The following is a 25,767-nucleotide window of genomic DNA, read 5'->3' as shown; positions in this document are numbered from 1 at the left end:
CTGGCGACAATAGCGATGTGGTACCACCTGATCCCATTCCGAACTCAGAAGTGAAACACATTAGCGGCGATGGTAGTTTGGGGTTTCCCCATGCGAGAGTAGCACATTGCCAGACTCCCATTCTAAGAAAGGGCTAACCGAATGGTTGGCCCTTTTTTTATGTCTAAAATTTTGGGAGTGCGGGTTTTTAATTTACTTTAGGGCATAAAAAAGGCGTTCTATTGAACGCCTTAGGTTTTGTTTATATTAATTAATGGGAATGACCACAGCCACCTTCGGTATGCGGGTGACCATGGGCGATTTCTTCTTCTGTGGCGTTTCTAACTTCTAAAATTTCAACGTCGAAGTTAAGTGTTAACCCAGAAAGAGGATGATTACCATCAACAATTACGTCTTGATCACTGACTTCTAAAATCATCACAGATTGCTCGCCATCATCTGTAGTGGCTCTGAATGTCATACCAGGGTTAACATCCATTCCTTCAAACATAGACTTATCAACTGCTTGCACTAATTCTTCGTGGCGTTCGCCATATGCTAAATTAGGTGGTATATCCACAACAAACTTGTCTCCAGCTTGCTTTCCTTCTAATTCGTCTTCTAAGCCCTGGATCAAGAAGTGGCTGCCTTGTAAGTACACCATAGGCTCACCATTTCTTGATGAGTCAATTTGAGTCCCGTCTGCTGAACACACAGTAAAGTTAATGGTTGCGACGGTATTGTTAGCTATAATCATGGGGATCCTGTAAATGTTCGAGTAATGTTAACTCATGTTATTGTAATTCGTATGGCAAAGATTGTGTAACCAAAATAGTATCTGGCGTTGATTTAACCCTTAATTTTTCACCGCTTGCCAGGTCATTTGGTAATACTGCAAATGCCCAAGTGGCTTTGCCATCTGTTGCGCTATTTAGCACTTTACCGCCAGGGCGCCAATTCTCGCCAACCTGATATTCTAGTTGCTCGCCAGCTAAATTTTGATGAGAGCCCTCAGTCTTAAGAATAAAACCTGCTCTTTTGTTACGACCTAAATATTTGGTTCTAGCCACCACTTCTTGACCCATATAGCAGCCTTTTTCAAAGTCTATGGCGCCTAAAGCTTGTAAATTTAGCATTTGCGGAATGTATTCATTGCTGCTAGTGGACTCAATTTGGCCGTAACCTGATTTTATTTGGTCAAGCTCCCATAAATTCCCGCTTTGGTTGTTAGTTGTTTTTAGTAGCTTATTGGACTGCGCCGGCTGCAATACTAAATATCGCGGCTCGGGTTGAGTGAAACTTATGACTAGACCTTGGTCACTAGAAACACATTCAAGGTTGTTTGTGGGTATCTGGGTAAATATTTCAGTTAGTTGGCTAACAAATGCTTGCCCTTTACCAGCAGACAAAATCCATTGATCACTTACCTCTTGTATCTCTACTTTGGCGAACACACCATATTTTTTAAGTTCAGCTAAAGATCGTTCAATGACCGATTTGTGGGTAATTAACAAAATCGAGTCTTGCCAGCTTACAACCTTTAAGGTGCTCCACATTTTTCCTTTAAAGTCGCAATGGCAAGCCAATTGCGCTTTATTTGGACTCAATTGGTTTATATCTGCTGTGACTTGACCTTGCAGATATTTAACCCGTTCTTCACCAGATAATTGAATAACGCCTAAATGTGTTAATTCGGCAGCATACTCTAGAGTTTGGTTATTATTTGGTTGTGTGTCTGACATTAAGTGTTCCTTAACCCTTTTGATTCTGCTGTTAAATATGGGGCATGAGATTGATTTAACAAGCAAAGAGCTCAAAACTATTTCATATTACTGGTATTATCTATGCTTATTTAGTTTGCCGTACAGTTTGGCGGTAACAACAAGGTTTAATTAGAGGCTGTGAATGTTTAATAAACAAAGGTTTGGGCGTTTAAAGTGGGCGTGTAGAAGGGGTATGTTAGAACTCGATGTGCTTTTTATGCCTTTTGTAGAAACAGGTTTTGCCGAGTTATCTGAACAGCAAAAGTTAGTTTTTGAACGCTTGCTGACTTTTGATGATCCAGACCTGTACGCTTGGTTTATGGGACATCAGCCATGTCAGGATGCTGAAATCAAGGCCATGATTGAGCATATTCTTAATCGTGTCAAAGTATAGAGTTGATCTACAACCGTCACGGTTATTAATTGTCTTTCAAAGTATTTTTTACCTTATTTTGCTGTTGTCGATTTTTAGTTGGCATAAACAAGCAATCCCTGGGCAATTTCTTCTGCAACTGGTTTTAGTGCTAATAATTAGTTTTTTTCTACTTAAGAAGTTCTATCTAGAGTATAAGCAGGGCTCAAAATCTATCGTTTTTTCGCAACAAGGTGATTGGTTAGAGTCCTCAGAAGGTCAACAAATCAGTTATTGGATAACCTCTAAATCTAGAGTAACCAGTCTAGTGTTGTTTGTTCATGTAGAATCGGCCTTAGACAAAAAGCTTAATAAATGGCTGTTGGTGTTTAGAGACCAATTACCAGAGCGAGACTTTAGACGAATGTGTCGAGCGATTTTTTATCAACAGCAATTAAGCCATAGCGCATGAATACTGATTTTGAGCAGAGCTTAAACTCACTACCTTCAATTAGTTTACTGTTAGCTAAATCTTTGTTTAAAATTAGTAAAATACCCAAAGATGGCACACAGCCGTGTCTACCTAGTACTCAATTCACATTATCAGAGGTTCAGCTAGATCGGGCTTTAGTGGCTAACTGTCACAGAGTTATGCAATGGCCCAAGAACGCTAACTTTGTTCACCCTTGTGTGTTACATGTATTGGCATTTCCTCTGCATTTAAAATTGTTGAATCTAGCAGATTGCCCATTTCCATTGCTAGGTTTAGTGCATGTTGAAAATAGCGTTACTTTATTAAAACCTATGAAAATAGGCCAAAAACTGCGTTTGCAAAGCTGTTTTTCAAGCTTGCAGGCGCATGCCAAAGGTTGGACCCTTGTTATTAGTGTAAAGGTTTTTAATCGTCGCTCATTGGTTTACAGCAGTGAAAGTACTTACTTGTACCGCGATCACATTCTAGCCTCTAATAAATCGTTGCACTCTAGTCAGAAACCAAAAATTTTGCCCTTTGAGTTACTTAAAAGTTGGCCGTTAAAAGCCAATTTAGGTCGAGAGTATGCCAAGGTTTCAAAAGACTTTAATCCCATTCATTTGTATGGATTTTCAGCGAGGTTATTAGGCTTTAAACAGTCCATTGCGCATGGTATGTGGTTAAAAGCTTTTGTGCTGTCATCATTATTTGAACAGCAAAAACTTGATCTTTACGAGGGGTTTAAAGCTCAGGTTAAATTTAAACAGCCGGTTTATTTACCCAATGAAATTAACCTGAGCACTCAAACACCCCTTAAAACTAGTGCAGATTTAGCTTTTCAGCTGACCACCCAATTGCCTGACAAGCCTCATTTAGTGGGTAACATCATAGCTATAAGCTAGTGTTGGTTAAGATAGTAGGCTTAGGGTTGTCGAGTCTTTCGGGGTAGTCTAAATTAAAATGTAAACCGCGACTTTCTTTGCGATCTTGCGCACATTGCACAATTAATTCGGCCACTGTAAGTAAGTTGCGTAATTCGAGTAGGTTATTACTCACTTTAAAATGTGAGTAGTAGTCGTTAACCTCTTGCTTTAATAGTTCTATTCTGTGCCGCGCTCGTTCTAATCTTTTATTAGTGCGAACAATACCTACGTAATCCCACATAAATAACCTAAGTTCGTGCCAATTATGTTGAATAATAACCTCTTCGTCAGAGTTACTCACCTGGCTTTCATCCCACGCTTTAATAGACTCAGACGAGTTAGCTTGGTTTAACCTTGAACAAATATGCTCTGCACTAGAATGAGCATAAACAATACATTCTAATAATGAATTGCTAGCCATACGATTAGCGCCATGAAGTCCGGTGTAGGCTACTTCGCCAATGGCATATAAGTTGTCTAAATCAGTCTGGGCGTGATGATCTGTCATAACCCCGCCACAGCTATAATGAGCAGCTGGAACCACAGGTATGGGTTGTTGAGTTATATCTATTCCTAATGAACGACATTTTCGGTAAATATTTGGAAAATGTTTGACAATAAAATCACTAGATTTATGGCTGATATCTAAATACATACAATCTGCACCTAGACGTTTCATTTCATAATCTATGGCTCTGGCTACAATGTCTCTTGGGGCTAAATCACCACGCGTATCAAATTTATGCATAAAGGCGGTGCCGTCAGGGTGACATAACTTGGCCCCTTCGCCTCTTAATGCCTCGGTGATTAAAAAGTTTCTCGCTTCAGGGTGATATAAACAGGTTGGGTGGAATTGATTAAACTCCATATTGGCCACTCTACATCCAGCTCGCCAAGCCATAGCTATGCCATCACCACTGGAAACATCTGGATTGGAGGTATATTGATAAACTTTACTGGCACCGCCTGTGGCTAAAGAAATAAACTTGCTACGTATAACCTCTACTCTTTCGCGTTTTCTGTTCCAAACATAGGCCCCTAACAAGGATTTTTTATTAGTTTGGCTTTTTATTAAATCAATGGCGTTATAACGTTGAAATAAGTGAATGTTGGGATGCTGTTGCACGGCTTCAATGAGGGTAAGCTGTACTGCTTTTCCAGTGGCATCAGCAGCATGTAAAATTCGTCTATGACTATGCCCACCTTCGCGGGTTAAATGAAATCTTGTTTCTCCTTCTTTCGAAGGCTCTTGATCGAAAGGCATGCCAAAATCTATTAACCACTGCATACATTTTTTGGCTTGCGAGGCGGTATATAACACTGCATCAGGATCACATAAGCCGTCTCCGGCCAATAGTGTATCTTCTACATGTGAGGCAACTGAGTCATTTTCATCAAAGACTGCAGCTATACCACCTTGGGCGTATTTAGTTGAGCCTTCTGAAATATCACTTTTGCTTAATACTATAACTTGGCAATGATCGGCTAATTTTAACGCATGACTTAGACCAGCAGCACCGCTGCCAATAATAAGTACATCACATTGATGTTCAAGAGTAGGTTGCATAGGGTAAACTAAAGCTATGTATTAAATTTGGTTGGCAATACTAGTTTACAGGTAATAAATTACAATGCTTTTTGTAGACTAAAAGTTGCAAATTTCCACTAAGCTAGGTTAATAAATTATACATTCTTGATTTTTTTGAAAAAAAACGTGTTATTGGCGAACTTTTTGAAAAGGCTAGAGTCAATATAGGTGCTTGCATGAGCCGTAGTATTTTTTTGCACAGGAGTAGGGGCTCGAATGAGCGAGCAAATAGTAGATCAACAAATAGTTGAAAGAGTGCAGAAGGGAGACAAAAACGCATACGGGCTTTTGGTCACTAAGTACCAACATAAAGTGTCGTATTTGGTTTCCAGGTATGTAAAAAACTCAGGGGATGTGGCTGATGTCACCCAAGAGGCTTTTATTAAAGCATACAGAGCTCTGCCTAATTTTAGAGGCGATAGCGCGTTTTACACTTGGTTGTACCGCATAGCGGTGAACAGTGCGAAAAATTATTTAGTGTCGCAAGGAAGAAAGCCGCCCGCTAACGATGTGGATGCAGAGGAAGCGGATTATTACGACGGAAGCGATGCGTTAAAAGAAAATAACTCTCCTGAAAAGAGTTTGATGTCAGAGCAAATGGAAAAGCTATTGTTTGACACTATGGAGAAACTACCAGAAGATTTACGTATGGCGATAAGTTTGCGTGAATTAGACGGCTTAAGCTACGAAGATATTGCTAATGTTATGGATTGCCCTGTTGGTACCGTAAGATCTAGAATATTTAGAGCCAGAGAAGCATTAGATAAAGTTATTCAGCCTTTAATGATGAATGATTAATGTTTAGCAAAACCTATTTAAATTAGCGGGAACCTTATTGTATGTCGCAAGAAATTGAAAATTTGTCAGCGTTAGTCGATGGTGAAGAGTTATCTTTTAATACAAAGTCGACGAATGCCATAGACTCGCTTAAAGGTGATGCTAATCTGCAGCAAAAGTGGCAGCGTTATCATTTAATTCGAGATACTTTACGTCAAGAGCTACCCAAAGAATTAAACTTCGATATATCCGCTAAGGTCGCCCAAGCCATTGAGAATGAACCGGCCATACTTGCCCCCAACAAAAAATCATGGCGTGATTTGCCTTTAGTTGCCAATGTTATCCCTTTTGCTAAACAAGGTGGGCAAATGGCAATTGCTGCATCTGTTGCTGTTGCTATGATTATTGGTGTGCAGCAAGTCAATCAATCTAATACTGTGCAGCCGTTTAATTCAGCGGCCCCAATTATGAGTGTTCAAGGTGGATTGTCTCCTGTGAGTTTTGATCAAACACGGGCTATTCCTAACTCAGATGGACTTGAGCAAAAGCGCCGTATTAATGCTTTTATGGCAGATCACAAACAACAATTACGTTTTAAAACAGTTCACATGCCGCAAACTAAACCAGCATTGAACTTAGATCCTACTACTCAAGAGGCGCAGTCAGACGTTGTTGAAAATACTCCTCAATAAAAACTTAAACAGAGCCTATTGGGCTCTGTTTTTATGTAGTTTTTTTTCTATTCAGGCCTTAAGTCAAGAAACACCACAAGACGACCCAGTAAGCAGCAATTATCCAAGCAATACTGCCCAAGCATGGTTAAGCAAAATGGCCAGTGCCGTACAATCTTTAAATTACACTATTACCTTTGTGTTATTAAAACCTGGGGTTGATGCTGAACCTTATGTTTGGCGCCATGCTGTAAATGAAGATGGCTTGCAAATGGAACAATTAAACTTGTTAAATGGTCCAGGTAGAGAAGTGGTGAGAATTGGCAATAAGGTCAGCTATTTTGAACCAAACTTTCCACCTTATAGCTTACAATCTGACCGAATAAACGGCCCATTTTCAAACGATTTATTTCAACAACCTACTAATTTAGATCAGGGCTATGATTTTGTAATGGTTGGAAGAAGCCGTATTTCTGGTCGGGCGGCGCAGCAAATTAGAATTATCAGTAAAGACAAAAGTCGCTTTGGTTTAAATGTTTGGCTAGATCAAGAAACCGGTTTGTTGTTAAAAATGAATATGTTTAATAACAAAGCTCAATTGCTTGAACAAATTCAAGTCACGGGTTTACAAGTAACTAAAATGCCTGATCCATTTTTTGCTAAAATCGAACCTGATATGTTGCCAGACATAGTCAGTTTTAATTCTAGTGCGCAAAAAAACTTTCGATGGGACATTAGCTATTTACCCATAGGTATGAAAGTGATCAAACGCGATATTCGTCGCTTACCTGACTCAAACGAAAATATTGAATACTTTATGTTAAGCGACGGCTTAGTGGATGTATCTGTGTATTTGCAAGAACATCAAAATGCCTCTGCCTTGAGTAATTTAGTCGGGACTATGCAATCGGATACATTGTTAACCATTCAAAATGGCGACATTAATGTCACTGTAATCGGAAAATTACCCGCCAATACCGCCAATGCTATTGCTAAGTCAGTGCAAAGGGTGCAGTAGGTGATTAAAGAAGTTGGGAAAATTTGTGCCATTGAACAAGCTCAATCTGGGCAGGTTATTTGGGTTGAAACACAAATAAAAACCACTTGTGGCAGTTGCCAAGCTCAAAATAATTGTGGAACTGGCGCCATTGCTAAAGTTTTAGGTAACAAAACCCAACGACTCAAGTTTAACTATGATAAAGCGGTCAAAATTGGCCAACAAGTGAGCTTAGGTGTGACTGAAGAAAGCTTGTTAAAAGCCTCTATGCTGATGTACTTATTGCCTATGTTTGTTCTGCTGTGTTCAGCTTTAGCGGGCACATTAGTTTTACCCACAATGGGGTTAACCTCAGAATTATGGATAATTGGCTTAGCAGGAGTAACCACTTATCTGGCCATGCGTGTGGTTAAATATAAATTAAACCGCACTAGCAATACCCAATATTCGCCACAAATATTGCAAGTTTTGCCAGATAAAGACCCAAAAATAGTGTGCAAACAGCTATAGCCATCAATAAGCTATATAAAAAACTGCAAACAATATGCGTGTTATGTCGCAAAGTGACTGATAAAACTGTAAAATTCCCGCCTATTTAATTTTTTGTCCCAAACTAGCAACAACTCCTTGGTTTATCTAGTTGTGTGGAATCAATCATACTTGGTAACTTTGTTAATTTTATGCAACATAAGCACATACGAAATTTTTCTATCATCGCCCATATAGATCACGGTAAGTCGACCCTATCTGATCGTCTTATTCAACACTGTGGTGGCTTAACGAGTCGCGAAATGTCTGAGCAAGTTCTTGATTCAATGGATATTGAAAAAGAGCGTGGCATTACGATTAAAGCACAAAGTGTCACACTAAATTACACCGCCAAAGATGGGGAAACCTATCAACTAAACTTTATCGACACCCCAGGGCACGTTGATTTTAGTTACGAAGTTTCGCGCTCATTAGCGGCCTGTGAAGGGGCGTTGTTGGTGGTAGATGCAGGTCAGGGCGTAGAAGCTCAAACCTTGGCCAACTGTTATACCGCCATTGATTTAGATATGGAAGTCGTGCCAATTCTAAATAAAATTGACTTACCCCAAGCTGAGCCTGAACGTGTTGCTGAAGAAATAGAAGACATAGTAGGTATTGATGCGATAGATGCTGTGCGTTGCTCGGCAAAAACCGGTATTGGCATTGAAGACGTATTAGAAGTGATAGTGCGTCAAGTTCCGCCACCTCAGGGGGAAATAGATGTTCCCTTGAAAGCGCTGATAGTTGATTCATGGTTTGATAATTATCAAGGTGTTGTATCTTTGGTGCGTATCATGGAAGGTCAGTTGCATAAAAATGACAAAATTAAAATTATGTCTACTGGTGGTGTACACCAAGCAGACAAAGTAGGAATTTTTACCCCTAAAATGAAAGATACAGGGGTGTTAAAAGCCGGCGAAGTAGGTTTTATTATTGCGGGTATTAAAGAAATTCATGGGGCACCAGTAGGCGATACTATTACCCTAGCTAAACAACCCGCCGCTCAAGCTTTACCAGGCTTTAAAAAAGTTAAGCCGCAAGTTTATGCGGGATTATTTCCAATCAGCTCTGATGATTATGAAGACTTTCGAGACGCCTTAGCTAAGTTAAGTCTTAACGATGCCTCTTTGTTCTTCGAGCCAGAAAGCTCCTCGGCACTTGGTTTTGGTTTCAGAATTGGTTTCCTAGGCATGTTGCACATGGAAATCATTCAAGAAAGATTAGAGCGAGAGTACGATCTTGATCTAATCACAACCGCTCCTACAGTGGTTTACGAAGTTATCGCCAAAGGTGACGAAACCGTTTATGTAGATAATCCGTCTAAATTGCCACCAGTTAACGATATAATTGAAATTCGAGAGCCAATAGTTGAAGCCCACATCTTAGTACCTCAACAGTATCTTGGCAGTGTAATTACCTTATGTGTTGAAAAACGCGGTATGCAAACCAGCATGACCTACCATGGTAAACAAGTAGCTGTGACTTATGATTTACCCATGGCAGAAGTTGTGATGGACTTTTTTGACCGATTAAAATCTACCAGTCGTGGGTTTGCCTCGTTAGATTATAATTTTAAACGTTTCCAAGCCGCTGAAATGTCACGACTAGACATTCTTATTAATGGCGAGCGTGTAGATGCCTTAGCCATGATCACGCACAAAGATAATGCAGTGACCCGTGGACGTGAGTTGGTTGAAAAATTACGTGAATTAATTCCTCGTCAAATGTTTGATATTGCTATTCAAGCTGCAATTGGCAATCAAATTATTGCGCGAAGTACCATTAAACAATTACGTAAAAACGTTATTGCTAAGTGTTATGGCGGAGACGTAAGCCGTAAGAAAAAGCTACTACAAAAGCAAAAAGAAGGTAAAAAGCGTATGAAGTCAGTCGGTAATGTGGAATTACCCCAAGAAGCCTTTTTAGCATTATTGAAGGTTGGAAAATAAATGGCTAATTACTTTTCAATTTTTTTAGTGGTGCTAACGGTTGCGTCTGGTCTTATCTGGCTAATAGATAGTTTAATGTTTGCTCCTAAGCGTCGTGAAAGATTAGAAACTGCAAATGGGCCTGGAAATCTCCCAGCCAATTTAAGCCAAGACAAATCCTTGCCTTGGTTAGTGGACACCGCCCAACAAATTTTTCCGGTAATAGCTTTTGTTATGGTGTTGCGTTCATTTTTATATGAGCCCTTTCAAATTCCATCTGGCTCTATGATGCCTACCTTATTGGTAGGGGATTTTATTTTGGTCGAAAAATTCACTTATGGCTTAAAAGATCCGGTAATGCGCAAAAAGTTTGTGGACATTGGCCAGCCGGAGCGGGGTGACGTAGTGGTGTTTAAGTTTCCACCTCAGCCTAACCTAGATTACATTAAACGAGTGGTTGGCTTGCCTGGCGACACTGTGATTTACCGCGATAAACAATTGCAAATCAAACCTGCTTGCCATGATTCTGCAAATTGTTTGCCCATGAAAAAAGTCGAGCTAAACTTTGAAAGTCGAGGCGAGGCCTATCAGCAGTTTGCACCCTTAGAAAAATATACTGAGCAATTAGGTGAAGTGTCACATCAAATTTACCGTACTCAAGGGCGCGCACCTACCCACAGATACTATTCACAACCTGGCACCCAAGTTGATGAATGGATAGTGCCAGAAGGGCATTATTTTGTGTTAGGTGATAATAGAGATAACAGTGAAGATGGACGTTTTTGGGGCTTTGTTCCAGACGAAAATTTAGTGGGTAAAGCCGTGGCTATTTGGATAAGTTTTGAATTTGACCGCGCGCCCAGCAGCTGGATACCAAGTTGGATCCCATCAGGTGTACGTTTTGAACGTGTAGGTGGCATTCAATAAATGCCCATAGTAAATCCTTATTTACCTTTGTATAAACGCATTGGTTATACCTTTGCTGATGCGGCCAATTTAACCGCCGCTTTAACACACAGAAGTGCGAGTAAAAAACACAACGAACGCTTAGAGTTTTTAGGTGACGCCATTTTGGGTATGGTGATTGCTAAAGCCCTGTATCAGCGTTTTCCAAAACAGCCAGAAGGCAAACTTACACGCATGCGCTCAAGTTTAGTTAAAGGCGACACCTTAGCCGAAGTAGCCAGAGAATTTGAACTTGGTGATTTGTTATTGTTAGGGCCTGGTGAATTAAAAAGCGGTGGATTTAGACGTGATTCTATTTTAGCCGATGCTGTTGAAGCCATAATAGGTGCCATATATTTAGAAGCAGGAATGGAAACCTGTGAATCTTTAGTTTTGGCATGGTTCGATCAAAGAATTCAAGCTTTAGATCCAGAAGCGGTATCCAAAGATCATAAAACTCGCCTACAAGAATATTTACAAGGGAAAAAACTACCTCTACCTCTGTATGAAGTCACCGAAATAAAAGGTAAGTCACATGACCAAACCTTTTACGTGGCTTGTACAGTAGAAGGCATAAAAGCACCTATAATGGGTAGAGGAAATAGCCGCCGCAAAGCAGAACAACGCGCCGCCAAACAAGCATTTGAGATACTAACTAATGACAAATAATACGCCCAATTTTGAGGCCGAGCACCCTACCTATTGCGGCATGATTGCCATAGTGGGGCGCCCTAATGTGGGTAAGTCTACCTTATTAAATAAACTGCTTGGGCAAAAGGTCAGTATTACCTCGCGTAAGCCACAAACTACTCGTCACCGTATTATGGGGATAGATAGCGAAGAAAACCGCCAAGCTATTTATGTCGATACGCCTGGTTTACATATTGAAGAAAAGCGCGCGATAAATCGTTTTATGAACCGGGCAGCCTCAAGTTCTATTGGTGATGTGGGTTTAGTTTTGTTTTTAGTAGAAGGCACCAAATGGACAGATGATGATCAAATGGTTCTGACTAAAATTCAACAATCTGGCGCCCCTTGTTGGTTGATAGTGAATAAATCAGACAACGTAAAAGACAAAGAAACCATGCTGCCCCATTTAAAATGGTTGGGTGAGCAACATAGCTTTCAACAAATTATGCCTATTTCTGCTAAAACCGGTAAAAATGTCGAGCAACTGCGCGGGTTAATATTTGAAACCTTGCCAGAAAGTGAATTCTATTTCCCAGAAGATTATATTACCGACCGTTCTAGTCGCTTTATGGCAGCCGAAATTATTCGCGAAAAATTAATGCGTTTTACCGGCGATGAATTACCTTATTCCATCACAGTAGAGATTGAACAATTTTTATTGGCTGAAAATGGTGTGTATCGTATCAATGGGTTAATTTTAGTTGAGCGCGACACGCAAAAAAGTATGGTGATAGGTAAAGGTGGTCAGCGCCTAAAAACCATTGGCGCTGAATCTCGCAAAGATCTAGAAGTGTTATTTGATGCCAAAGTTTATTTAGAGCTGTGGGTGAAAGTGAAGTCGGGGTGGGCCGACGACGAACGTGCACTTAGAAGCTTAGGGTACGGATTAGATAGCTAAAAAAGTTTAGATTAAGGACATAAAATGAAGTCTATTAGTGATATGCGCCGCGAATATACTCAAGCTGGTTTAGACGAACACGATCTCACCGCTAGTCCTTTTACTTTATTCGAGCTTTGGTTACAAAATGCTGTGGACGCCAATTTAGCCGATCCAACAGCCATGACAGTGGCCAGTGTTGATAGCACTGGCCAACCGTCACAACGTATTGTTTTATTAAAAGACCTAACCGAAAAAGGGTTTGTGTTTTACACCAATACCCAAAGTAGAAAAGCCATTGAATTACAACACAACCCCAAGATTTCTCTGCACTTTCCTTGGCACACACTAGACAGACAAGTCAAAGTTTGTGGTATAGCCAAACCCCTAACTAAAACTCAAGTGGCTAAGTATTTTATGTCTCGCCCTAAGCCTAGCCAAATTGCTGCTTGGGCTTCAGCTCAAAGTCGGCCAATTAGTAGTAAAGCGTTATTAATGGCTAAATTTTCAGAAGCTAAAGAGAAGTTTGCTAAAGGTGAAGTGCCTTTGCCCAGTTTTTGGGGAGGCTATTGTGTAGAGCCGCACGAAATTGAGTTTTGGCAAGGTGGAGAACATAGACTTCATGACCGCTTTGTTTACACTAAAGCGGCTGATGGCAGTTGGCAAACTAAACGTTTAATGCCTTAAAATATGTCAAAATCTGTCAAAGTTGATTTGATTGATAGCCATTGTCATTTAGATTTTTCTTGCTTTGATCAAGACAGAGCAGACATTTTACGAAGCTGCCAACAGGCTAATATTTCAACTATTGTGCTGCCAGGCACTCAGGCCAGTGGTTGGGCCGGGCAAATCGCTTTGGCTAGCCAGTATGCACAAATTAAGTTCGCACTTGGGCTGCATCCTTATTTTTTAGCACAATATTCAGCCGAACATTTAACTTTACTGGCCGCTTTGCTTGATGACTATAAATCGCAGGTAGTGGCATTAGGTGAAATAGGCTTAGATGGCGCAATAGATGTCAATTGGCAGCTACAAGAAGACGTTTTTATTAAGCAATTAAATTTAGCCCAAGACTTAGCCTTGCCCGTGATATTGCATCACAGACGTTCTCATAATCAGTTGCTACGCCTGATTAAACAACAAAAATTTAGCCAAGGAGGAATAGTGCATGCCTTTTCTGGCAGTAAAGAACAAGCAATGTCATATCTTGAATTAGGCTTTAAAATAGGGGTAGGTGGCGGTATAACTTATCCACGCGCAAATAAAACTCGCACAACAGTGGCAAACTTACCTTTATCTAGTTTAGTGTTAGAAACCGACGCACCAGATATGCCGCTCTATGGCAAACAAGGTCAGCGTAATAGTCCAGAAAATCTCCCCATAATATTGGCAGCCTTATGTGAACTGCGGGCTGAGCCAAAAGCACAAATACAGACGGCTTTATTAAAAAATGTGCAAGGTTGTTTAAAGAATATATAAGCGTAACTAAGTGTTTAGACTTTATCTTTGTTACCTTTACGATACTTAAATTTATAAAAGGCGCGAGTCGCAATTAATCCAGCAATGGCGGCTAACAACATTAACATTTGTAATTGTTGATAAAACTGTTGCTGATATTCAGCGTGATGAGCCATGACTGCTTGTTTATTTAAAATTACACTTAGATAACCAATCACTTGTTGTTCATGAATTAGGCTGCGCACAAAGACTAAGGGCGTTTCTTGGCTGAGTTTAAATTCCGCTACTACTGAAACAAATTGCTGATTATTGGCCAGTACCGAACCTTTTTCGTCAAATAAGGTGGCCGACTTAACATGACGATCAGCGGTCAAATGTTTCAATTGAGCGGTTAATTGAGTTGAATTATCGGCCAACAACGAATCTGTCATAATGCGGGCAGCTAAACTGGTTAAACTGTCGCCAAGTTGGTTTAGCTGTTTGTTATGCCAATTAGCTGAATGTTGTGAGCCAATTAACCATAGATTAATACATAAAATTAGCACTATGACGGCAATAATTAAGTTCGCTATTCGTTTAAAGATCGAATAACGACTGGGAAGCATGATAGGTGACGATAAAAATGGGCTATTAATTTGCTGCATAATAAGGACAATAGAATAAATCCTTTTCTATGCCAAGCTAATTGATTCAACACTAGGCATTTTGCTTAGCCAAAGTCTTGACCTGATTTGACTCGCACAACTTTAGTAAAGAGTCACCTTAGCCTTGGTGTACTAAATATTTAAACGAAGAAAAAGTCAGCATTTTTTTTATAAACAGGGAATAGATATATTGAAATTAGTTAGGCTATCACTATATCTATTGCGCATTCGATTTTGGTCATTACAGGATTATTATGATCTCAGTAAAAAATTTATCTAAATCTTTTAATGGTTTTAAGGCAGTAGATGATCTGTCTTTTGATATCCAGCCCGGCGATGTGGTTGGATTTTTGGGACCGAATGGAGCCGGAAAGTCCACAACAATGAAAATGTTAACGGGTTTTCTTCAGCCTACCAGTGGCAAAATTGAGGTCGCAGATTTATCTTTAGAATCCTCTGCTTTGGCCATCAAAAAACGCATAGGTTATTTGCCCGAAGGGGCGCCCGCTTATGCTGATATGACGCCCTGGCAATTTTTAAACTTTATTGCCAAAGTGAGGGGCTTTAAGGGCGCTGATAAAAAGGCGAGGTTGCAACAAGTCATACAGCAAGTCGAATTACAAGACGTTTTAGATAAGCCCATAGAAAACCTTTCTAAAGGTTTTAAACGCCGTGTTGGACTTGCTCAAGCCATACTACATGATCCCGAAATTTTAATTTTAGATGAGCCTACAGACGGGTTAGATCCTAACCAAAAACATCAAGTTCGCGAATTAATTAAAAATTTAGCCAAAGACAAAATTGTGATTATTTCCACTCATATCCTCGAAGAAGTAACCGCAGTTTGTAACAGAGTCATGATTATCGCAAAAGGTAAGTTATTGTTTGATGATAGCCCAGAGGCACTAAACCGCTTATCCAAATATTACGGAGCCGTGACCTTGTATTTTAGCTATCGCGCAGATGCTTCAGAACTAGCTGAGTTAGAGGGCGTAGCCGAAATGGAAGAAGATTTAAGCAGCGGCCGTGTGACCTTATTTCCCAAACCTGGCGCACAAATTCTACATTTAGTGACTGCCCATGCCCAAAGGTGCAAGTTACCAGTAGATAGCTTGTTTGTAGAGCAAGGTAGGTTAGACGAAGTATTTAGACAAATAACTCAAGGAGTGACCAGTAAAAGCGAGTCACAAAGCGTAGAAGAGGTAAGTCATTCATGAGCAAGGTTAGCATTTTATTTAAACGTGAGTTTGCTAGTTTTTTTGCCACCCCAGTCGCCTATGTATTTATAGGTATTTTTTTGGTGTTATCTGGGGTCTTTAGCTTTTTTGTAGGCGGACTGTATGAACGTGGTCAAGCCGATCTACTTCCATTTTTTAACTTCCATCCTTGGTTATATTTATTTTTAGTACCAGCTATAGCTATGCGCAGTTGGTCTGAAGAACGCAAAAGCGGCAGTATAGAGCTGCTAATGACCCTACCTATATCCACTTGGCAGGCTATGCTAGCTAAACATTTAGCCGCCTGGGCGGTGTTAGGCTTATCTTTGTTGTTAACTTTTCCGTTATGGTTGACGGTTAATTATTTGGGCGCGCCAGACAACGGTATCATTATCGCCGCCTACTTAGGTAGCTGGTTAATGGCTGGGGCCTTTTTGGCTATAGGCATGTGTATGTCGGCACTTACTAAAAACCAAGTCATCGCTTTTATTTTAGCTGTAGTGGTGTGTTTTTTGTTTGTGGTAAGTGGCACTAATATCGTGTTAGATGCCTTTAAAAGTTGGGCGCCATCCATAGTGATAGATACTGTTGCTTCATTTAGCTTTTTAACCCATTTTGAGGCTATGGCCAAAGGCGTCATTGCCTTAAATGATTTGGGGTACTTTTTACTGGTCACCTTATTTTGGTTAGGTATTGGTTTAGTCGTTATTGAACAAAAGAAGGCAGATTAATAATGGGTCAAAAATTCACTTCTTCAGTCAGTCTGGTTTTATTGATTTTACTCTTTGGTGCATTGGTATTTATCAATAACCACATGTTCTCTTCGGTTCGTTTAGATTTAACCGAAAATCAGGTTTATTCGCTTTCCGATGGCAGTAAAAAAGTGCTAGATAGCATTGATGAGCCCATCAATCTTTATTTTTTCTTCTCAGACAAAGCCAGCAAAAATATGACAAGTTTACGTAATTATGCTGGCCGCGTAGAAAGCTTGTTGCAAGAGTACGCAACTTACGCACAGGGTAAGTTACGTGTGCAAATTTTGGACCCACAACCTTTTTCTGAGCAAGAAGATAGAGCCGACCAATTTGGTTTAACCGCAGCTAATATAGGCGCGGCAGGCGAAGCCATATATTTAGGCTTAGCCGCAACTAATGCCCTAGACCAACATCAAACTATTGCCTTTTTCGACCCACAAAAAGAGCGCTTTTTAGAGTATGAAATTAGTAAGTTAATTTATCAATTAAGCAATCCCGAGCCAATTAAACTGACCTTGCTTAGCGATCTTAATATTGGCGGTGGGCAAAACCCTATGACAGGGCAATTTGATCCACCTTGGACTTTTTACACCCAATTGCAACAGTTATACGATGTTGAGCAGTTAGGTAGTGATGCTCAAACTTTGCCATCAGATACTGATGTGTTAATGATCATACACCCGCAGGACTATTCTGAGGCGTTACGTTTTGCCATAGATCAATTTGCCTTACAGGGAGGTAAAATCATTGCCTTTTTAGATCCGCACAATGAATCGGATCCTATGGCCATGATGCGTGGGCCTATGCAAGGGGCAAACGCCTCGAATCTAGCAGATTTATTAAAAGCATGGGGCGTGAACTTTGATAGCGAGCAGGTATTACTAGACGCTTTGGCTGGTTTAGATATTCGCACTCAAGCTGGTGGGGTAGCACGCCACTTTGGTTTTGTAGGCTTAGATAACACTTTGTTAGATCAGCAGGATGTTCTGACGTCCCAATTAGATATTGTAAATGGTGCGTCTTTTGGCGTGCTGAATAAAATAGAAAACAGCCAAACGCAATTTTCGGCATTATTTTCATCTAGTGAAAATAGTGACTTAATGGCCTCATCTATTTATGCCAGCACCCAAAATCCCGATGAATTAGCCAAAAATTATCAGAGTCAGCAACAACAGTATGTTGTTGCGGCAAGGTTATCTGGCTCTGCTAAATCGGCTTTTGATAGTGTGCCAGAAGGAGTAGAGTCAGACTCTTTAGTTAGTAGTACAGACAATCTCAATGTTATTTTAGTTGCAGATACCGATTTATTAGCTGACCGTTTTTGGGTACAGCAATCGAATTTCTTTGGTCAAGTCATAGTGACGCCTTTTGCCAATAATGGTGACTTTGTGGCTAACGCGGTTGAAAACTTTGCGGGTAGTGATGCATTAATTAGCATTCGAAGTCGCGGCACTTTTGCCCGCCCTTTTGCCAAGGTTGACCAACTAACCTTAGTTGCTGAGCAAAAATTTAGAGAGCAAGAACAGATTTTGCAACAACAATTAGCAGAAACTGAGCAGCAATTATTGCAATTACAAAATCAACAAGGTGAGGGCAGCGCTTTAGTTATTTCTGCTGAGCAACAAAAAGCCATAGATGACTTTATGCAGAAAAAAATCAGCATTCGTAAATCTTTGCGCGAAGTCCGCCATCAACTAGACAAAGACATTGAAAGTTTGGGCAATTGGATAAAGTTAATCAATATTGGCGTTGCTCCGTTATTGTTAATTTTGATATTAATTGGCCTAAGAGCAATGTTTAGAGCTAAGCCATCTTCTGATTTGTTAATGGTAAAGGAATGAATCCATGAATCGCATTTATCCACTACTTATTTTAGTGATCTTAGCTTTAGCTGGTGGCGTTTGGATCCAGCAGCAAAGCCAATCTGTGTCATCTCATGCAGTTAAGTTATTTGAAGATTTGCATGACTCGTCAAATCAAATAGAAAGTATCTTAATTGAAAATGCCCAAGGTGTGATTTTGCATGCTGAAAAAGAGCAGGGTAGATGGTATGCCATGCTTGAGTCTGTGCAAGACAAGTACCCTGTTGCTAAAGAAAAGTTAGCAGAATTAATTTTAAGCTTAGCTCAGACCCAATTAATCGAAGCTAAAACCAGTAAACAAGAAAACTACTTCCATTTAGGTTTACAGGACATTAAACAGGCCGACAGTTTAGCTAATTTAGTTACCATTAAAACTGCTAATCAAGTTTGGACAGTGTTGGTTGGAAACACTGTTAGCTTTACTCAAGGGAATTATGTTCGTAAACCGACAAGTAAACAGGCATGGCGAACAGATAAAACCATTGGTCTGCCACTAGATGAGACGGCTTGGTTAAAACAGCCAATTTTGCCTTTTAGTTCACAAGATATTGTTTCCTTACAACGTGTTGATGGGCAAAACTGGCAGATCCAAAGAGCCGAAGATGGACAACTGCAACTAAACTCTATGCCAGAAGGCAGCGAGCTTGAATACGACAGTATTTTACAAGCTATGTTAGACAGCGTGACAGCTTTACATTTTGAAGAACTGTTACCCGAGCAAGCGCTTGTGCAAAGTGAGTTGAGTCTGGTAACTGAATTAAAGTTACAAACCCAAGACGCTGAAAGCATAAGCATTCGCTTATATAAACAAGATGAGCAACATTACGTAAAATTTGAACATGCTGATAAGGTGCCTTATTGGCATGGTTGGTATTACAGTGTGTCTAGCTTTAGTGCTCAACAATTAATTAAAAGCAATCAAGACTTTTTGTTGGATACTGAAGAACAAGCTAGCCAAGAAAATAAGACTGTGATTGAAGAAGGTGAAGCACCTAAGTAACTAATTGATTAGGCTCTTTAAATAGTCAGAGCCTAAGGCTCTGGCTTTTTGAATGTTGTTTTCAGGAATACTCTGGGGATCTGGATAACGAGATAATACCTTGTCCAAACTCGCTTCTCGTAAAATATGCAATATTGGAAAAGGAGAACGATTGGTATAATTGGCCGGGTCCTCGGCTTCTGCATCAGCAAAAACATAATCTGGATGAAAACTAGCAAGTTGATAAATGCCTGCATAGCCGCCTTGATTGAGCAAAGCTTCGGCTTGAGCCAGCAAATCTAAATATTGCTCAAAATGACTAAATCCATGTGAAAATATCACTAAGGTTGTTTCAATCTCTGCTTGCTTATCTAGCAGACTTAATTCATTGAGCAATAGATCTAGTGCGGCGCTTTCTTGGCACTCTTCGACTACCTTATAACGCACGGTTTGTCGTTCAATCTCTTTTTTTGCAAAGGGACAGAAGTTAAGTCCAATAATGACTTGTTTTATCCACTTTTGTACCTGAGCTTCAACTTGTTCAGGTACAAGCTCTGAATTAGTTAACTTCACCACTATGAATGATACTTAACATAGGCTTCTAAGGTGTTTTCTATTAGGCTGGCAACTGTCATTGGGCCCACACCACCTGGTACTGGGGTGATCCAGCCGGCACGCTCCTTAGCACTTTGGTATTCTACATCACCAGTTAAACTACTATCTTGATTGCGGTTAATACCAACATCAATGACAATTGCACCAGGCTTGATCCACGCACCTGGAATAAAATCAGTTTTCCCCACTGCCACCACTAACAGATCGGCGCGCTGCACATGAGCTTGCAGGTCACGAGTGAACTTATGGCAACTCGTAACGGTACAACCGGCTAATAACAGCTCCATAAACATAGGCCGCCCAACTATATTAGACGCCCCAACTATCACCGCATCTAAGCCTTTAATAGGGCGTTTGGTCGACTCAATTAAACTCATGATACCTTTGGGGGTACAGGGACGTAATGCCGGGATACGTTGAGCTAATCGTCCAATATTGTATGGATGAAATCCATCAACGTCTTTTTTAGGGTCAATGCGTTCTAATATTTGTTCTTTATCTAAGCCTGCGGGTAAAGGTAATTGCACTAAAATGCCATCTATTTCGTTATCGGCATTTAATGAATCAATTATCTCCAATAATTCCTTTTGGGTAGTTGAGTTGGGCAGGTCATAAGATTTTTCTACAAAGCCCACTTCTGCACAGGCTTTACGTTTATTATTTACATAAACGTGCGAAGCTGCATCACTACCTACAAGTACAACGGCAAGACCAGGGGCTCTTCGCCCAGATGAAACTATGGCTTCTACTTGAGCCGCCACATGTTGTCTAATATGTTTAGCGATTAACGCACCATCAATTTTTTGCGCTGGCATTGGGATCCCAAAGTGGTTTATTTTCGATGCTGCATTGTCACATATCCTTGTTGTTGCTCGCAATTACTTGCAGAGCAAAATGCTTAAATTACTCATAATTGTTCCCTTGATTACATGGCTTAATGGCATAAGCAAGCCTATTCATAGCAAGAAGCTTGTAGACAAGCAGGGTCTTAGCCAGATAACCTGCATGTTGTGCTTAGATAAAACCAATATAGGGAACTAGCCATACATGAAAAAGCTTGCCAACGAATCACAGTTATTAAAAAAAGCGCTAGTAGTAGGAGAGGCATACGCAAAAAATCGTGGGTTTAAAACCTTTTCACCTACAGATTCAGCCAAACAAAAAGTTGAATGTATCTACCGATTACTGGTTAACGATAAACTGATTACCGCTTTACCTGCCGATAGTGAAGATTTATTAAGTATGAAACATAAATTAGCAGTGTGGCTTAAAAATAAATTGCCTAAAGATCACCCTTTATTAAAATAAAACAAAAACACCGAACAATTTTTCAGCAAATTAAATGAAAAGTGTTCATCTTGAGTTAAAAATAAGCAAACAAAAAAAATCCTTAAAAAAGTGTTTGACGAGCATATATCAACTCGGTAATATGCGCCTCCCTTAGCCGAGGTCAACAACGCTTAGGGAATGTCGGTGAGTAGCGCAGCTTGGTAGCGCACTTGGTTTGGGTCCAAGGGGTCGCAGGTTCGAATCCTGTCTCACCGACCACTTTTTACATGTTTCACTCGGTTCGTCGAGCGCCCGTAGCTCAGCTGGATAGAGCAACGGCCTTCTAAGCCGTGGGTCACAGGTTCGAATCCTGTCGGGCGCGCCATGCGAGCGAGAGGACTAGGATAATGTTTAAAGTAAAAAAGATAGCTGCAGTTTAATGTGGTGAGCGTAGCTCAGTTGGTAGAGCCCCGGATTGTGATTCCGGTTGTCGCGGGTTCGAGCCCCGTCGCCCACCCCACTCGCGGGAGTGGTGGAATTGGTAGACACGCTGGATTTAGGTTCCAGTGCTTCACAGCGTGAGAGTTCGAGTCTCTCCTTCCGCACCATTTTCGTTTTCAAGTCAATTTTGATTTATCCAAATAAACTCAAACAAGCCTAAACTACACTTTGTTTGTGTCTGGCATTTAGCTTTTTTTCTAGTCGATTTTAAATTTTCGTAGCATACCCTTGCAACATTAGGCAGAAAGCCAATAATTAGTTATTTTTACCCTCGACTTGCGTTAGTGCTATCGCTATACTACTGCGTCTTTTTTATCAGGCTGTCTTAGCCAAATAAGGGAAACCTTAGGCGTTAAGATTATCGGAGCGCAATACGTGTATCCGTCAGAATAAATATTTTGCGCCGATAAAAGCCTATTAGTAACCATTTATAAGCGTGTAAATTCACGCACAATTGAGGTATCAGAATGCAAGTTTCCGTTGAGGCGACCAAAGGTTTAGAACGCCGTCTTACTATTACTGTTCCTGCTGAGTCAATCGACACTGCGGTAAAATCTCGCTTACAGCAGCTGGCTAAAACCCAAAGAATCAATGGTTTTCGCCCTGGAAAAGTACCTGTCAATGTAATTAAAAAGCGTTACGGTCAGGCAGTTCGCCAAGAAATTGCTGGCGAAGTTATGCAGCGCAATTTTTACCAAGCCATCACTCAAGAAAAAATTACCCCAGCTGGTATGCCGTCTTTTGAAATTAAAACTGACGAAGATGGTAAAGATTTAGAGTACGTAGCAGCGTTTGAAGTGTATCCAGAAGTTGAAGTAAAAGACGTAGCAAAAATTAAAGTTGAAAAGCCTGTTGTTGAAATTAGCGACAAAGATTTAAACAACATGATCGACACTTTACGTAAGCAACACGCTTCTTACAAAGAAGTAAAACGTAAAGCTAAGAAAGACGATAAAGTCACAATCGATTTTGTTGGTACAATTGATGGCGAAGAGTTTGACGGTGGCAAGGCCGAAGACTTTGCTTTAGAAATGGGTAAAGATCGCATGATCCCTGGTTTTGAAAAGCCAATTGTTGGTCACAAAACTGGTGAAGAAGTGATTGCTGATGTAACTTTCCCAGAAGATTACCATGCTGAAAAGCTAAAGGGCAAAGCGGCGCAATTTGTGATTCAAATTAAGAAAGTTGAAGCCCTTGACCTACCAAAAGTAGACGAAGAGTTTGCTAAATTATTTGGTATCGAAGATGGCAACATCGACAGCTTGCACGCTGAAGTACGCAAAAACATGCAGCGTGAATTAGAGCAAACTTTAAAAGCTTCAGTAAAAGAGCAAGTAATTGCGGGTTTACTTGAAAAAAATCAAATTGATTTGCCACAAGCCTTAGTTGATCAAGAAATTAATGCGCTACGCGAACAAGCTAAGCAACGCTTTAGCCAACAGCAAGGTGGTAATGTTGAAAACATGCCTGAGCTTCCAGCTGACTTGTTTGAAGAAAACGCGCGTAAACGCGTTAGCATTGGTTTGTTGCTAGGTGAAGTGATCAAAACCAATGACTTAAAAGTTGATACAGCTAAAGTAGATGCACTGATTGAATCAGCCGCTTCTGCTTACGAAGATCCACAAGAAGTGATCGATTATTACAAAAATAACGAAGAACTTATGCAACAAATGAACAACGTTGCAATGGAAGAACAAGCTGTTGAATTGCTATTAGAGCAAGCCAAAGTTAAAGAAGTGAAGAAAACTTTTGATGAGATCATGAACAAACAGGCTTAATTTGCCTTTTGTTAATTGACTTATCTAGTCTGCAACTGCTTAAATGCTCGGTAACTACCGAGCATTTTTATTTGTGAAGAAATATAATTTATGATGAATACGCCTTTTGATCCAACAAACGCTTTAGTTCCTATGGTGGTTGAACAAACTGCTAAGGGTGAGCGCTCTTATGATATTTACTCTCGCTTACTAAAAGAAAACGTGATTTTTCTGGTTGGCCAAGTAGAAGACCACATGGCGAATCTAATTGTCGCGCAAATGTTATTTTTAGAAGCTGAAAACCCAGAAAAAGATATCTTTTTATATATCAATTCGCCAGGTGGTTCAGTGACCGCTGGTATGGCTATTTACGATACCATGAATTTCATTAAGCCAAATGTCAGTACAGTGTGTATTGGTCAAGCAGCTAGCATGGGCGCTTTTTTATTGTCAGCTGGTGAAAAGGGCAAGCGTTATTGTTTACCTAATTCACGAGTGATGATTCATCAACCACTAGGTGGTTTCCAAGGTCAAGCGTCTGATTTTGAAATACACGCCAAAGAAATACTGTCTATTAAAGAGAGAATGAATCGTTTGATGGCTGAGCATACTGGGCAAGCATACGAAAAAGTGGCTAAAGATACCGATCGCGATAACTTTTTGACCGCACAAGATGCATTAGAATATGGGTTAGTTGATCAAGTTTTATCTAACCGACCAGATACAAGTCAAGCTGACACTAAAGGCGACAAATGATAAAATGACTCGACCATATCTGCAGCCTAATAGATAAGTTTTAAACTATTGGCTATAAAGATAGAGTCAGCCTGAGAAAGGAAAATTGTAAAAATGAGTGATAAACCAAGCAGCGAAGGCGACAATAAACTTTTATATTGTTCGTTTTGTGGCAAAAGTCAGCATGAAGTTCGTAAACTTATTGCTGGACCTTCTGTTTTTATTTGTGATGAATGTGTTGATCTATGTAACGACATTATTCGTGAAGAAATAAAAGAAATTGCCCCTAAGAAAAAACAAGATGAGCTGCCAACCCCTAAAGAAATTCACGCTCACCTTGACGATTATGTCATTGGTCAAGAGCACGCCAAAAAAGTGTTGTCTGTGGCGGTATACAACCACTATAAACGTCTAAGAAATGGTGATGTGCATGAAGGTGTTGAATTAGGGAAAAGTAACATTCTGCTAATAGGCCCAACCGGTAGCGGTAAAACCTTACTGGCAGAAACCTTAGCTAGATTATTAGATGTGCCTTTCACTATGGCTGATGCCACCACCTTAACCGAAGCTGGTTACGTAGGGGAAGACGTTGAAAATATCATTCAAAAGTTACTACAAAAATGTGACTACGATGTTGAGAAAGCTCAACGTGGTATTGTTTACATTGATGAAATAGATAAGATTTCACGCAAGTCAGATAACCCTTCTATTACCCGTGATGTATCGGGTGAAGGGGTACAACAAGCCTTGTTAAAGCTAATTGAAGGGACTATTGCTTCGGTTCCACCTCAAGGTGGCAGAAAACACCCACAACAAGAGTTTTTGCAAGTCGACACCTCTAAAATCTTGTTTATTTGTGGCGGTGCATTTGCCGGTCTAGATAAGGTAATAGAGCAACGAGCGCATACAGGTACAGGCATTGGCTTTGGCTCTGAAATTAAAAACACCAGTCGCAAAGCCCTTGAAGGCGAACTATTTAAAAAGGTTGAGCCAGAAGACCTAGTAAAATACGGGCTTATTCCTGAGTTTATCGGGCGCTTACCTGTATTAACTAGCTTAGAAGAATTAAGCGAAGATGCATTAGTACAAATTTTACGTGAGCCTAAAAATGCTTTAACCAAACAGTATTCTGCATTGTTTGGCATGGAAAATACCGAGTTGGAATTCCGTGATGATGCCTTACAAGCCATAGCTAAAAAGGCCATGAGTCGAAAAACTGGGGCACGTGGGTTAAGGTCAATAGTAGAAGCCGTATTGCTAGATACTATGTACGACTTGCCTTCTATGTCTGATGTTAGCAAAGTAGTAATAGATGAAACCGTTATTCGTGGTGAGTCTAAGCCTATTTTGATTTACGACAGCAAAGTAGATAAAAAAGCTGCTTCTGAATAAAAATTAAAAGGCTCGCAAGAGCCTTTTTTTATGCCTTAATAAATAAAATTTAATTCAAAATGATGAAAAATGAATTTAATTGATCAATGGCAT

At 40.1% G+C, this 25,767-nt stretch carries 27 protein-coding genes, 4 tRNA genes and 1 rRNA gene; 26 read left to right on the top strand and 6 right to left on the bottom strand.

Features of this window, described 5'->3' with window-relative positions:
* A 5S ribosomal RNA gene (gene rrf, locus ACVCDT_RS15165) occupies positions 1-115 on the top strand.
* A 135-nt stretch (positions 116-250) separates the two neighbouring features.
* On the opposite strand, the gene ACVCDT_RS15160 is transcribed toward rrf, so the two are convergent.
* Together ACVCDT_RS15160 and ygfZ are read right to left on the bottom strand one after the other, a co-directional pair.
* Positions 251-736 (bottom strand): FKBP-type peptidyl-prolyl cis-trans isomerase, encoded by a 486-nt coding sequence (locus tag ACVCDT_RS15160; RefSeq protein ID WP_447133633.1) that lies wholly within the window; start codon positions 734-736, stop codon positions 251-253.
* A 37-nt stretch (positions 737-773) separates the two neighbouring features.
* The gene (ygfZ, locus tag ACVCDT_RS15155) at positions 774-1,721 is read right to left on the bottom strand and encodes a tRNA-modifying protein YgfZ (RefSeq protein WP_447133632.1); all 948 of its coding nucleotides are present in this window, start codon (positions 1,719-1,721) and stop codon (positions 774-776) included.
* A gap of 163 nt (positions 1,722-1,884) precedes the next feature.
* Here ygfZ and ACVCDT_RS15150 point away from each other — a divergent pair, with 163 nt between their 5' ends.
* Genes ACVCDT_RS15150 through ACVCDT_RS15140 form a run of 3 tightly spaced genes read left to right on the top strand, consistent with a single transcriptional unit; the run spans position 1,885 to position 3,468 of the window.
* A complete protein-coding gene (locus tag ACVCDT_RS15150) occupies positions 1,885-2,136 on the top strand; it encodes an FAD assembly factor SdhE (protein WP_447133631.1) in 252 nt (83 codons plus the stop codon).
* Positions 2,123-2,566, top strand: coding sequence for a protein YgfX (locus tag ACVCDT_RS15145; RefSeq protein ID WP_447133630.1), 444 nt, complete (start codon positions 2,123-2,125; stop codon positions 2,564-2,566). The genes ACVCDT_RS15150 and ACVCDT_RS15145 overlap by 14 nt, the downstream gene beginning before the upstream one ends.
* Positions 2,563-3,468, top strand: coding sequence for a MaoC/PaaZ C-terminal domain-containing protein (locus ACVCDT_RS15140; RefSeq protein WP_447133629.1), 906 nt, complete (start codon positions 2,563-2,565; stop codon positions 3,466-3,468). Before ACVCDT_RS15145 ends, ACVCDT_RS15140 begins: the two co-directional genes overlap by 4 nt.
* On the opposite strand, the gene nadB is transcribed toward ACVCDT_RS15140, so the two are convergent.
* Positions 3,458-5,056, bottom strand: coding sequence for an L-aspartate oxidase (nadB, locus tag ACVCDT_RS15135; RefSeq protein WP_447133628.1), 1,599 nt, complete (start codon positions 5,054-5,056; stop codon positions 3,458-3,460). The two genes, ACVCDT_RS15140 and nadB, sit on opposite strands and share 11 nt — an antisense overlap.
* Before the next feature lie 237 nt (positions 5,057-5,293).
* On the opposite strand from nadB, the gene rpoE reads away from it, so the two are divergent.
* From rpoE to ACVCDT_RS15085, 10 genes are all read left to right on the top strand, one after another.
* Positions 5,294-5,875 (top strand): RNA polymerase sigma factor RpoE, encoded by a 582-nt coding sequence (gene rpoE / locus ACVCDT_RS15130; protein ID WP_447133627.1) that lies wholly within the window; start codon positions 5,294-5,296, stop codon positions 5,873-5,875.
* Positions 5,876-5,916: 41 nt separating this feature from the next.
* Positions 5,917-6,546 carry a sigma-E factor negative regulatory protein gene (locus ACVCDT_RS15125; RefSeq protein WP_447133626.1) on the top strand — a complete coding sequence of 210 codons (630 nt, stop codon included), beginning with the start codon at positions 5,917-5,919 and terminating at the stop codon, positions 6,544-6,546.
* Positions 6,524-7,543, top strand: coding sequence for a MucB/RseB family sigma factor regulatory protein (locus ACVCDT_RS15120; RefSeq protein ID WP_447133625.1), 1,020 nt, complete (start codon positions 6,524-6,526; stop codon positions 7,541-7,543). The genes ACVCDT_RS15125 and ACVCDT_RS15120 overlap by 23 nt, the downstream gene beginning before the upstream one ends.
* Positions 7,544-8,032, top strand: a complete 489-nt coding sequence (locus ACVCDT_RS15115; protein ID WP_447133624.1) for a SoxR reducing system RseC family protein — start codon at positions 7,544-7,546, stop codon at positions 8,030-8,032.
* A gap of 170 nt (positions 8,033-8,202) precedes the next feature.
* A complete protein-coding gene (gene lepA / locus ACVCDT_RS15110) occupies positions 8,203-9,999 on the top strand; it encodes a translation elongation factor 4 (protein ID WP_447133623.1) in 1,797 nt (598 codons plus the stop codon).
* Entirely contained in the window at positions 10,000-10,905 is a 906-nt protein-coding gene (gene lepB, locus ACVCDT_RS15105) for a signal peptidase I (protein WP_447133622.1), read from the top strand.
* Positions 10,906-11,592, top strand: coding sequence for a ribonuclease III (gene rnc / locus ACVCDT_RS15100; protein WP_447133621.1), 687 nt, complete (start codon positions 10,906-10,908; stop codon positions 11,590-11,592). It begins immediately after the preceding gene.
* Entirely contained in the window at positions 11,582-12,511 is a 930-nt protein-coding gene (gene era, locus ACVCDT_RS15095) for a GTPase Era (protein WP_447133620.1), read from the top strand. The genes rnc and era overlap by 11 nt, the downstream gene beginning before the upstream one ends.
* 24 nt (positions 12,512-12,535) lie before the next feature.
* Positions 12,536-13,177 (top strand): pyridoxamine 5'-phosphate oxidase, encoded by a 642-nt coding sequence (gene pdxH, locus ACVCDT_RS15090; protein ID WP_447133619.1) that lies wholly within the window; start codon positions 12,536-12,538, stop codon positions 13,175-13,177.
* A gap of 3 nt (positions 13,178-13,180) precedes the next feature.
* Complete coding sequence (locus ACVCDT_RS15085) at positions 13,181-13,969, top strand: TatD family hydrolase (RefSeq protein ID WP_447133618.1); 789 nt, start codon at positions 13,181-13,183, stop codon at positions 13,967-13,969.
* Between the two features lie 14 nt (positions 13,970-13,983).
* Here ACVCDT_RS15085 and ACVCDT_RS15080 read toward each other — a convergent pair whose 3' ends face one another.
* Entirely contained in the window at positions 13,984-14,592 is a 609-nt protein-coding gene (locus tag ACVCDT_RS15080; protein ID WP_447133617.1) for an AhpA/YtjB family protein, read from the bottom strand.
* A gap of 254 nt (positions 14,593-14,846) precedes the next feature.
* Between ACVCDT_RS15080 and ACVCDT_RS15075 the strand changes: the two genes are divergently transcribed.
* Genes ACVCDT_RS15075 through ACVCDT_RS15060 form a run of 4 tightly spaced genes read left to right on the top strand, consistent with a single transcriptional unit; the run spans position 14,847 to position 19,426 of the window.
* A complete protein-coding gene (locus ACVCDT_RS15075) occupies positions 14,847-15,809 on the top strand; it encodes an ABC transporter ATP-binding protein (protein WP_447133616.1) in 963 nt (320 codons plus the stop codon).
* The gene (locus ACVCDT_RS15070; protein WP_447133615.1) at positions 15,806-16,540 is read left to right on the top strand and encodes an ABC transporter permease subunit; all 735 of its coding nucleotides are present in this window, start codon (positions 15,806-15,808) and stop codon (positions 16,538-16,540) included. The genes ACVCDT_RS15075 and ACVCDT_RS15070 overlap by 4 nt, the downstream gene beginning before the upstream one ends.
* A 2-nt stretch (positions 16,541-16,542) precedes the next feature.
* The gene (locus tag ACVCDT_RS15065; protein ID WP_447133614.1) at positions 16,543-18,405 is read left to right on the top strand and encodes a GldG family protein; all 1,863 of its coding nucleotides are present in this window, start codon (positions 16,543-16,545) and stop codon (positions 18,403-18,405) included.
* Positions 18,406-18,409: 4 nt separating this feature from the next.
* A complete protein-coding gene (locus tag ACVCDT_RS15060; RefSeq protein ID WP_447133613.1) occupies positions 18,410-19,426 on the top strand; it encodes a DUF4340 domain-containing protein in 1,017 nt (338 codons plus the stop codon).
* On the opposite strand, the gene ACVCDT_RS15055 is transcribed toward ACVCDT_RS15060, so the two are convergent.
* Positions 19,427-19,981 (bottom strand): DUF1415 domain-containing protein, encoded by a 555-nt coding sequence (locus tag ACVCDT_RS15055; RefSeq protein ID WP_447133612.1) that lies wholly within the window; start codon positions 19,979-19,981, stop codon positions 19,427-19,429.
* Complete coding sequence (gene folD / locus ACVCDT_RS15050) at positions 19,981-20,835, bottom strand: bifunctional methylenetetrahydrofolate dehydrogenase/methenyltetrahydrofolate cyclohydrolase FolD (protein WP_447133611.1); 855 nt, start codon at positions 20,833-20,835, stop codon at positions 19,981-19,983. Before folD ends, ACVCDT_RS15055 begins: the two co-directional genes overlap by 1 nt.
* 232 nt (positions 20,836-21,067) lie before the next feature.
* Between folD and ACVCDT_RS15045 the strand changes: the two genes are divergently transcribed.
* The 8 genes from ACVCDT_RS15045 (at position 21,068) to clpX (ending at position 25,674) form a co-directional block, all read left to right on the top strand.
* Entirely contained in the window at positions 21,068-21,328 is a 261-nt protein-coding gene (locus tag ACVCDT_RS15045) for a DUF5062 family protein (protein WP_447133610.1), read from the top strand.
* A 163-nt stretch (positions 21,329-21,491) separates the two neighbouring features.
* Positions 21,492-21,568: transfer RNA gene (locus ACVCDT_RS15040), tRNA-Pro, on the top strand.
* 29 nt (positions 21,569-21,597) lie between these two features.
* Positions 21,598-21,674: transfer RNA gene (locus ACVCDT_RS15035), tRNA-Arg, on the top strand.
* Between the two features lie 59 nt (positions 21,675-21,733).
* Positions 21,734-21,809: transfer RNA gene (locus tag ACVCDT_RS15030), tRNA-His, on the top strand.
* Positions 21,810-21,812: 3 nt separating this feature from the next.
* Positions 21,813-21,897: transfer RNA gene (locus tag ACVCDT_RS15025), tRNA-Leu, on the top strand.
* Positions 21,898-22,257: 360 nt separating this feature from the next.
* Complete coding sequence (gene tig / locus ACVCDT_RS15020; protein ID WP_447133609.1) at positions 22,258-23,568, top strand: trigger factor; 1,311 nt, start codon at positions 22,258-22,260, stop codon at positions 23,566-23,568.
* Positions 23,569-23,658: 90 nt separating this feature from the next.
* The gene (gene clpP, locus ACVCDT_RS15015; RefSeq protein ID WP_447133608.1) at positions 23,659-24,303 is read left to right on the top strand and encodes an ATP-dependent Clp endopeptidase proteolytic subunit ClpP; all 645 of its coding nucleotides are present in this window, start codon (positions 23,659-23,661) and stop codon (positions 24,301-24,303) included.
* A 93-nt stretch (positions 24,304-24,396) separates the two neighbouring features.
* On the top strand, positions 24,397-25,674 hold the full coding sequence (clpX, locus tag ACVCDT_RS15010; protein ID WP_447133607.1) for an ATP-dependent protease ATP-binding subunit ClpX: 1,278 nt from the start codon (positions 24,397-24,399) through the stop codon (positions 25,672-25,674).
* The last annotated feature ends 93 nt before the right edge of the window (positions 25,675-25,767 follow it).

Source organism: Paraglaciecola aestuariivivens, assembly GCF_052983255.1.
The sequence above is the reverse complement of the archived record's forward strand: the minus strand, read 5'-3'. Positions and strand labels throughout refer to the sequence as shown.

Excerpts from the sequence above, each read along its gene's own strand:
- lepB (WP_447133622.1), top strand. The coding sequence starts at position 10,000 with ATGGCTAATTACTTTTCAATTTTTTTAGTGGTGCTAACGGTTGCGTCT.
- ACVCDT_RS15125 (WP_447133626.1), top strand. The coding sequence starts at position 5,917 with ATGTCGCAAGAAATTGAAAATTTGTCAGCGTTAGTCGATGGTGAAGAG.
- rpoE (WP_447133627.1), top strand. The coding sequence starts at position 5,294 with ATGAGCGAGCAAATAGTAGATCAACAAATAGTTGAAAGAGTGCAGAAG.
- rnc (WP_447133621.1), top strand. The coding sequence starts at position 10,906 with ATGCCCATAGTAAATCCTTATTTACCTTTGTATAAACGCATTGGTTAT.
- era (WP_447133620.1), top strand. The coding sequence starts at position 11,582 with ATGACAAATAATACGCCCAATTTTGAGGCCGAGCACCCTACCTATTGC.
- ACVCDT_RS15075 (WP_447133616.1), top strand. The coding sequence starts at position 14,847 with ATGATCTCAGTAAAAAATTTATCTAAATCTTTTAATGGTTTTAAGGCA.
- ACVCDT_RS15140 (WP_447133629.1), top strand. The coding sequence starts at position 2,563 with ATGAATACTGATTTTGAGCAGAGCTTAAACTCACTACCTTCAATTAGT.
- clpP (WP_447133608.1), top strand. The coding sequence starts at position 23,659 with ATGATGAATACGCCTTTTGATCCAACAAACGCTTTAGTTCCTATGGTG.
- nadB (WP_447133628.1), bottom strand. The coding sequence starts at position 5,056 with ATGCAACCTACTCTTGAACATCAATGTGATGTACTTATTATTGGCAGC.
- tig (WP_447133609.1), top strand. The coding sequence starts at position 22,258 with ATGCAAGTTTCCGTTGAGGCGACCAAAGGTTTAGAACGCCGTCTTACT.
- clpX (WP_447133607.1), top strand. The coding sequence starts at position 24,397 with ATGAGTGATAAACCAAGCAGCGAAGGCGACAATAAACTTTTATATTGT.
- ACVCDT_RS15065 (WP_447133614.1), top strand. The coding sequence starts at position 16,543 with ATGGGTCAAAAATTCACTTCTTCAGTCAGTCTGGTTTTATTGATTTTA.
- ACVCDT_RS15085 (WP_447133618.1), top strand. The coding sequence starts at position 13,181 with ATGTCAAAATCTGTCAAAGTTGATTTGATTGATAGCCATTGTCATTTA.
- lepA (WP_447133623.1), top strand. The coding sequence starts at position 8,203 with ATGCAACATAAGCACATACGAAATTTTTCTATCATCGCCCATATAGAT.
- ACVCDT_RS15070 (WP_447133615.1), top strand. The coding sequence starts at position 15,806 with ATGAGCAAGGTTAGCATTTTATTTAAACGTGAGTTTGCTAGTTTTTTT.
- folD (WP_447133611.1), bottom strand. The coding sequence starts at position 20,835 with ATGCCAGCGCAAAAAATTGATGGTGCGTTAATCGCTAAACATATTAGA.
- ACVCDT_RS15045 (WP_447133610.1), top strand. The coding sequence starts at position 21,068 with ATGAAAAAGCTTGCCAACGAATCACAGTTATTAAAAAAAGCGCTAGTA.
- ACVCDT_RS15060 (WP_447133613.1), top strand. The coding sequence starts at position 18,410 with ATGAATCGCATTTATCCACTACTTATTTTAGTGATCTTAGCTTTAGCT.
- ACVCDT_RS15150 (WP_447133631.1), top strand. The coding sequence starts at position 1,885 with ATGTTTAATAAACAAAGGTTTGGGCGTTTAAAGTGGGCGTGTAGAAGG.
- ACVCDT_RS15080 (WP_447133617.1), bottom strand. The coding sequence starts at position 14,592 with ATGCAGCAAATTAATAGCCCATTTTTATCGTCACCTATCATGCTTCCC.
- pdxH (WP_447133619.1), top strand. The coding sequence starts at position 12,536 with ATGAAGTCTATTAGTGATATGCGCCGCGAATATACTCAAGCTGGTTTA.
- ygfZ (WP_447133632.1), bottom strand. The coding sequence starts at position 1,721 with ATGTCAGACACACAACCAAATAATAACCAAACTCTAGAGTATGCTGCC.
- ACVCDT_RS15160 (WP_447133633.1), bottom strand. The coding sequence starts at position 736 with ATGATTATAGCTAACAATACCGTCGCAACCATTAACTTTACTGTGTGT.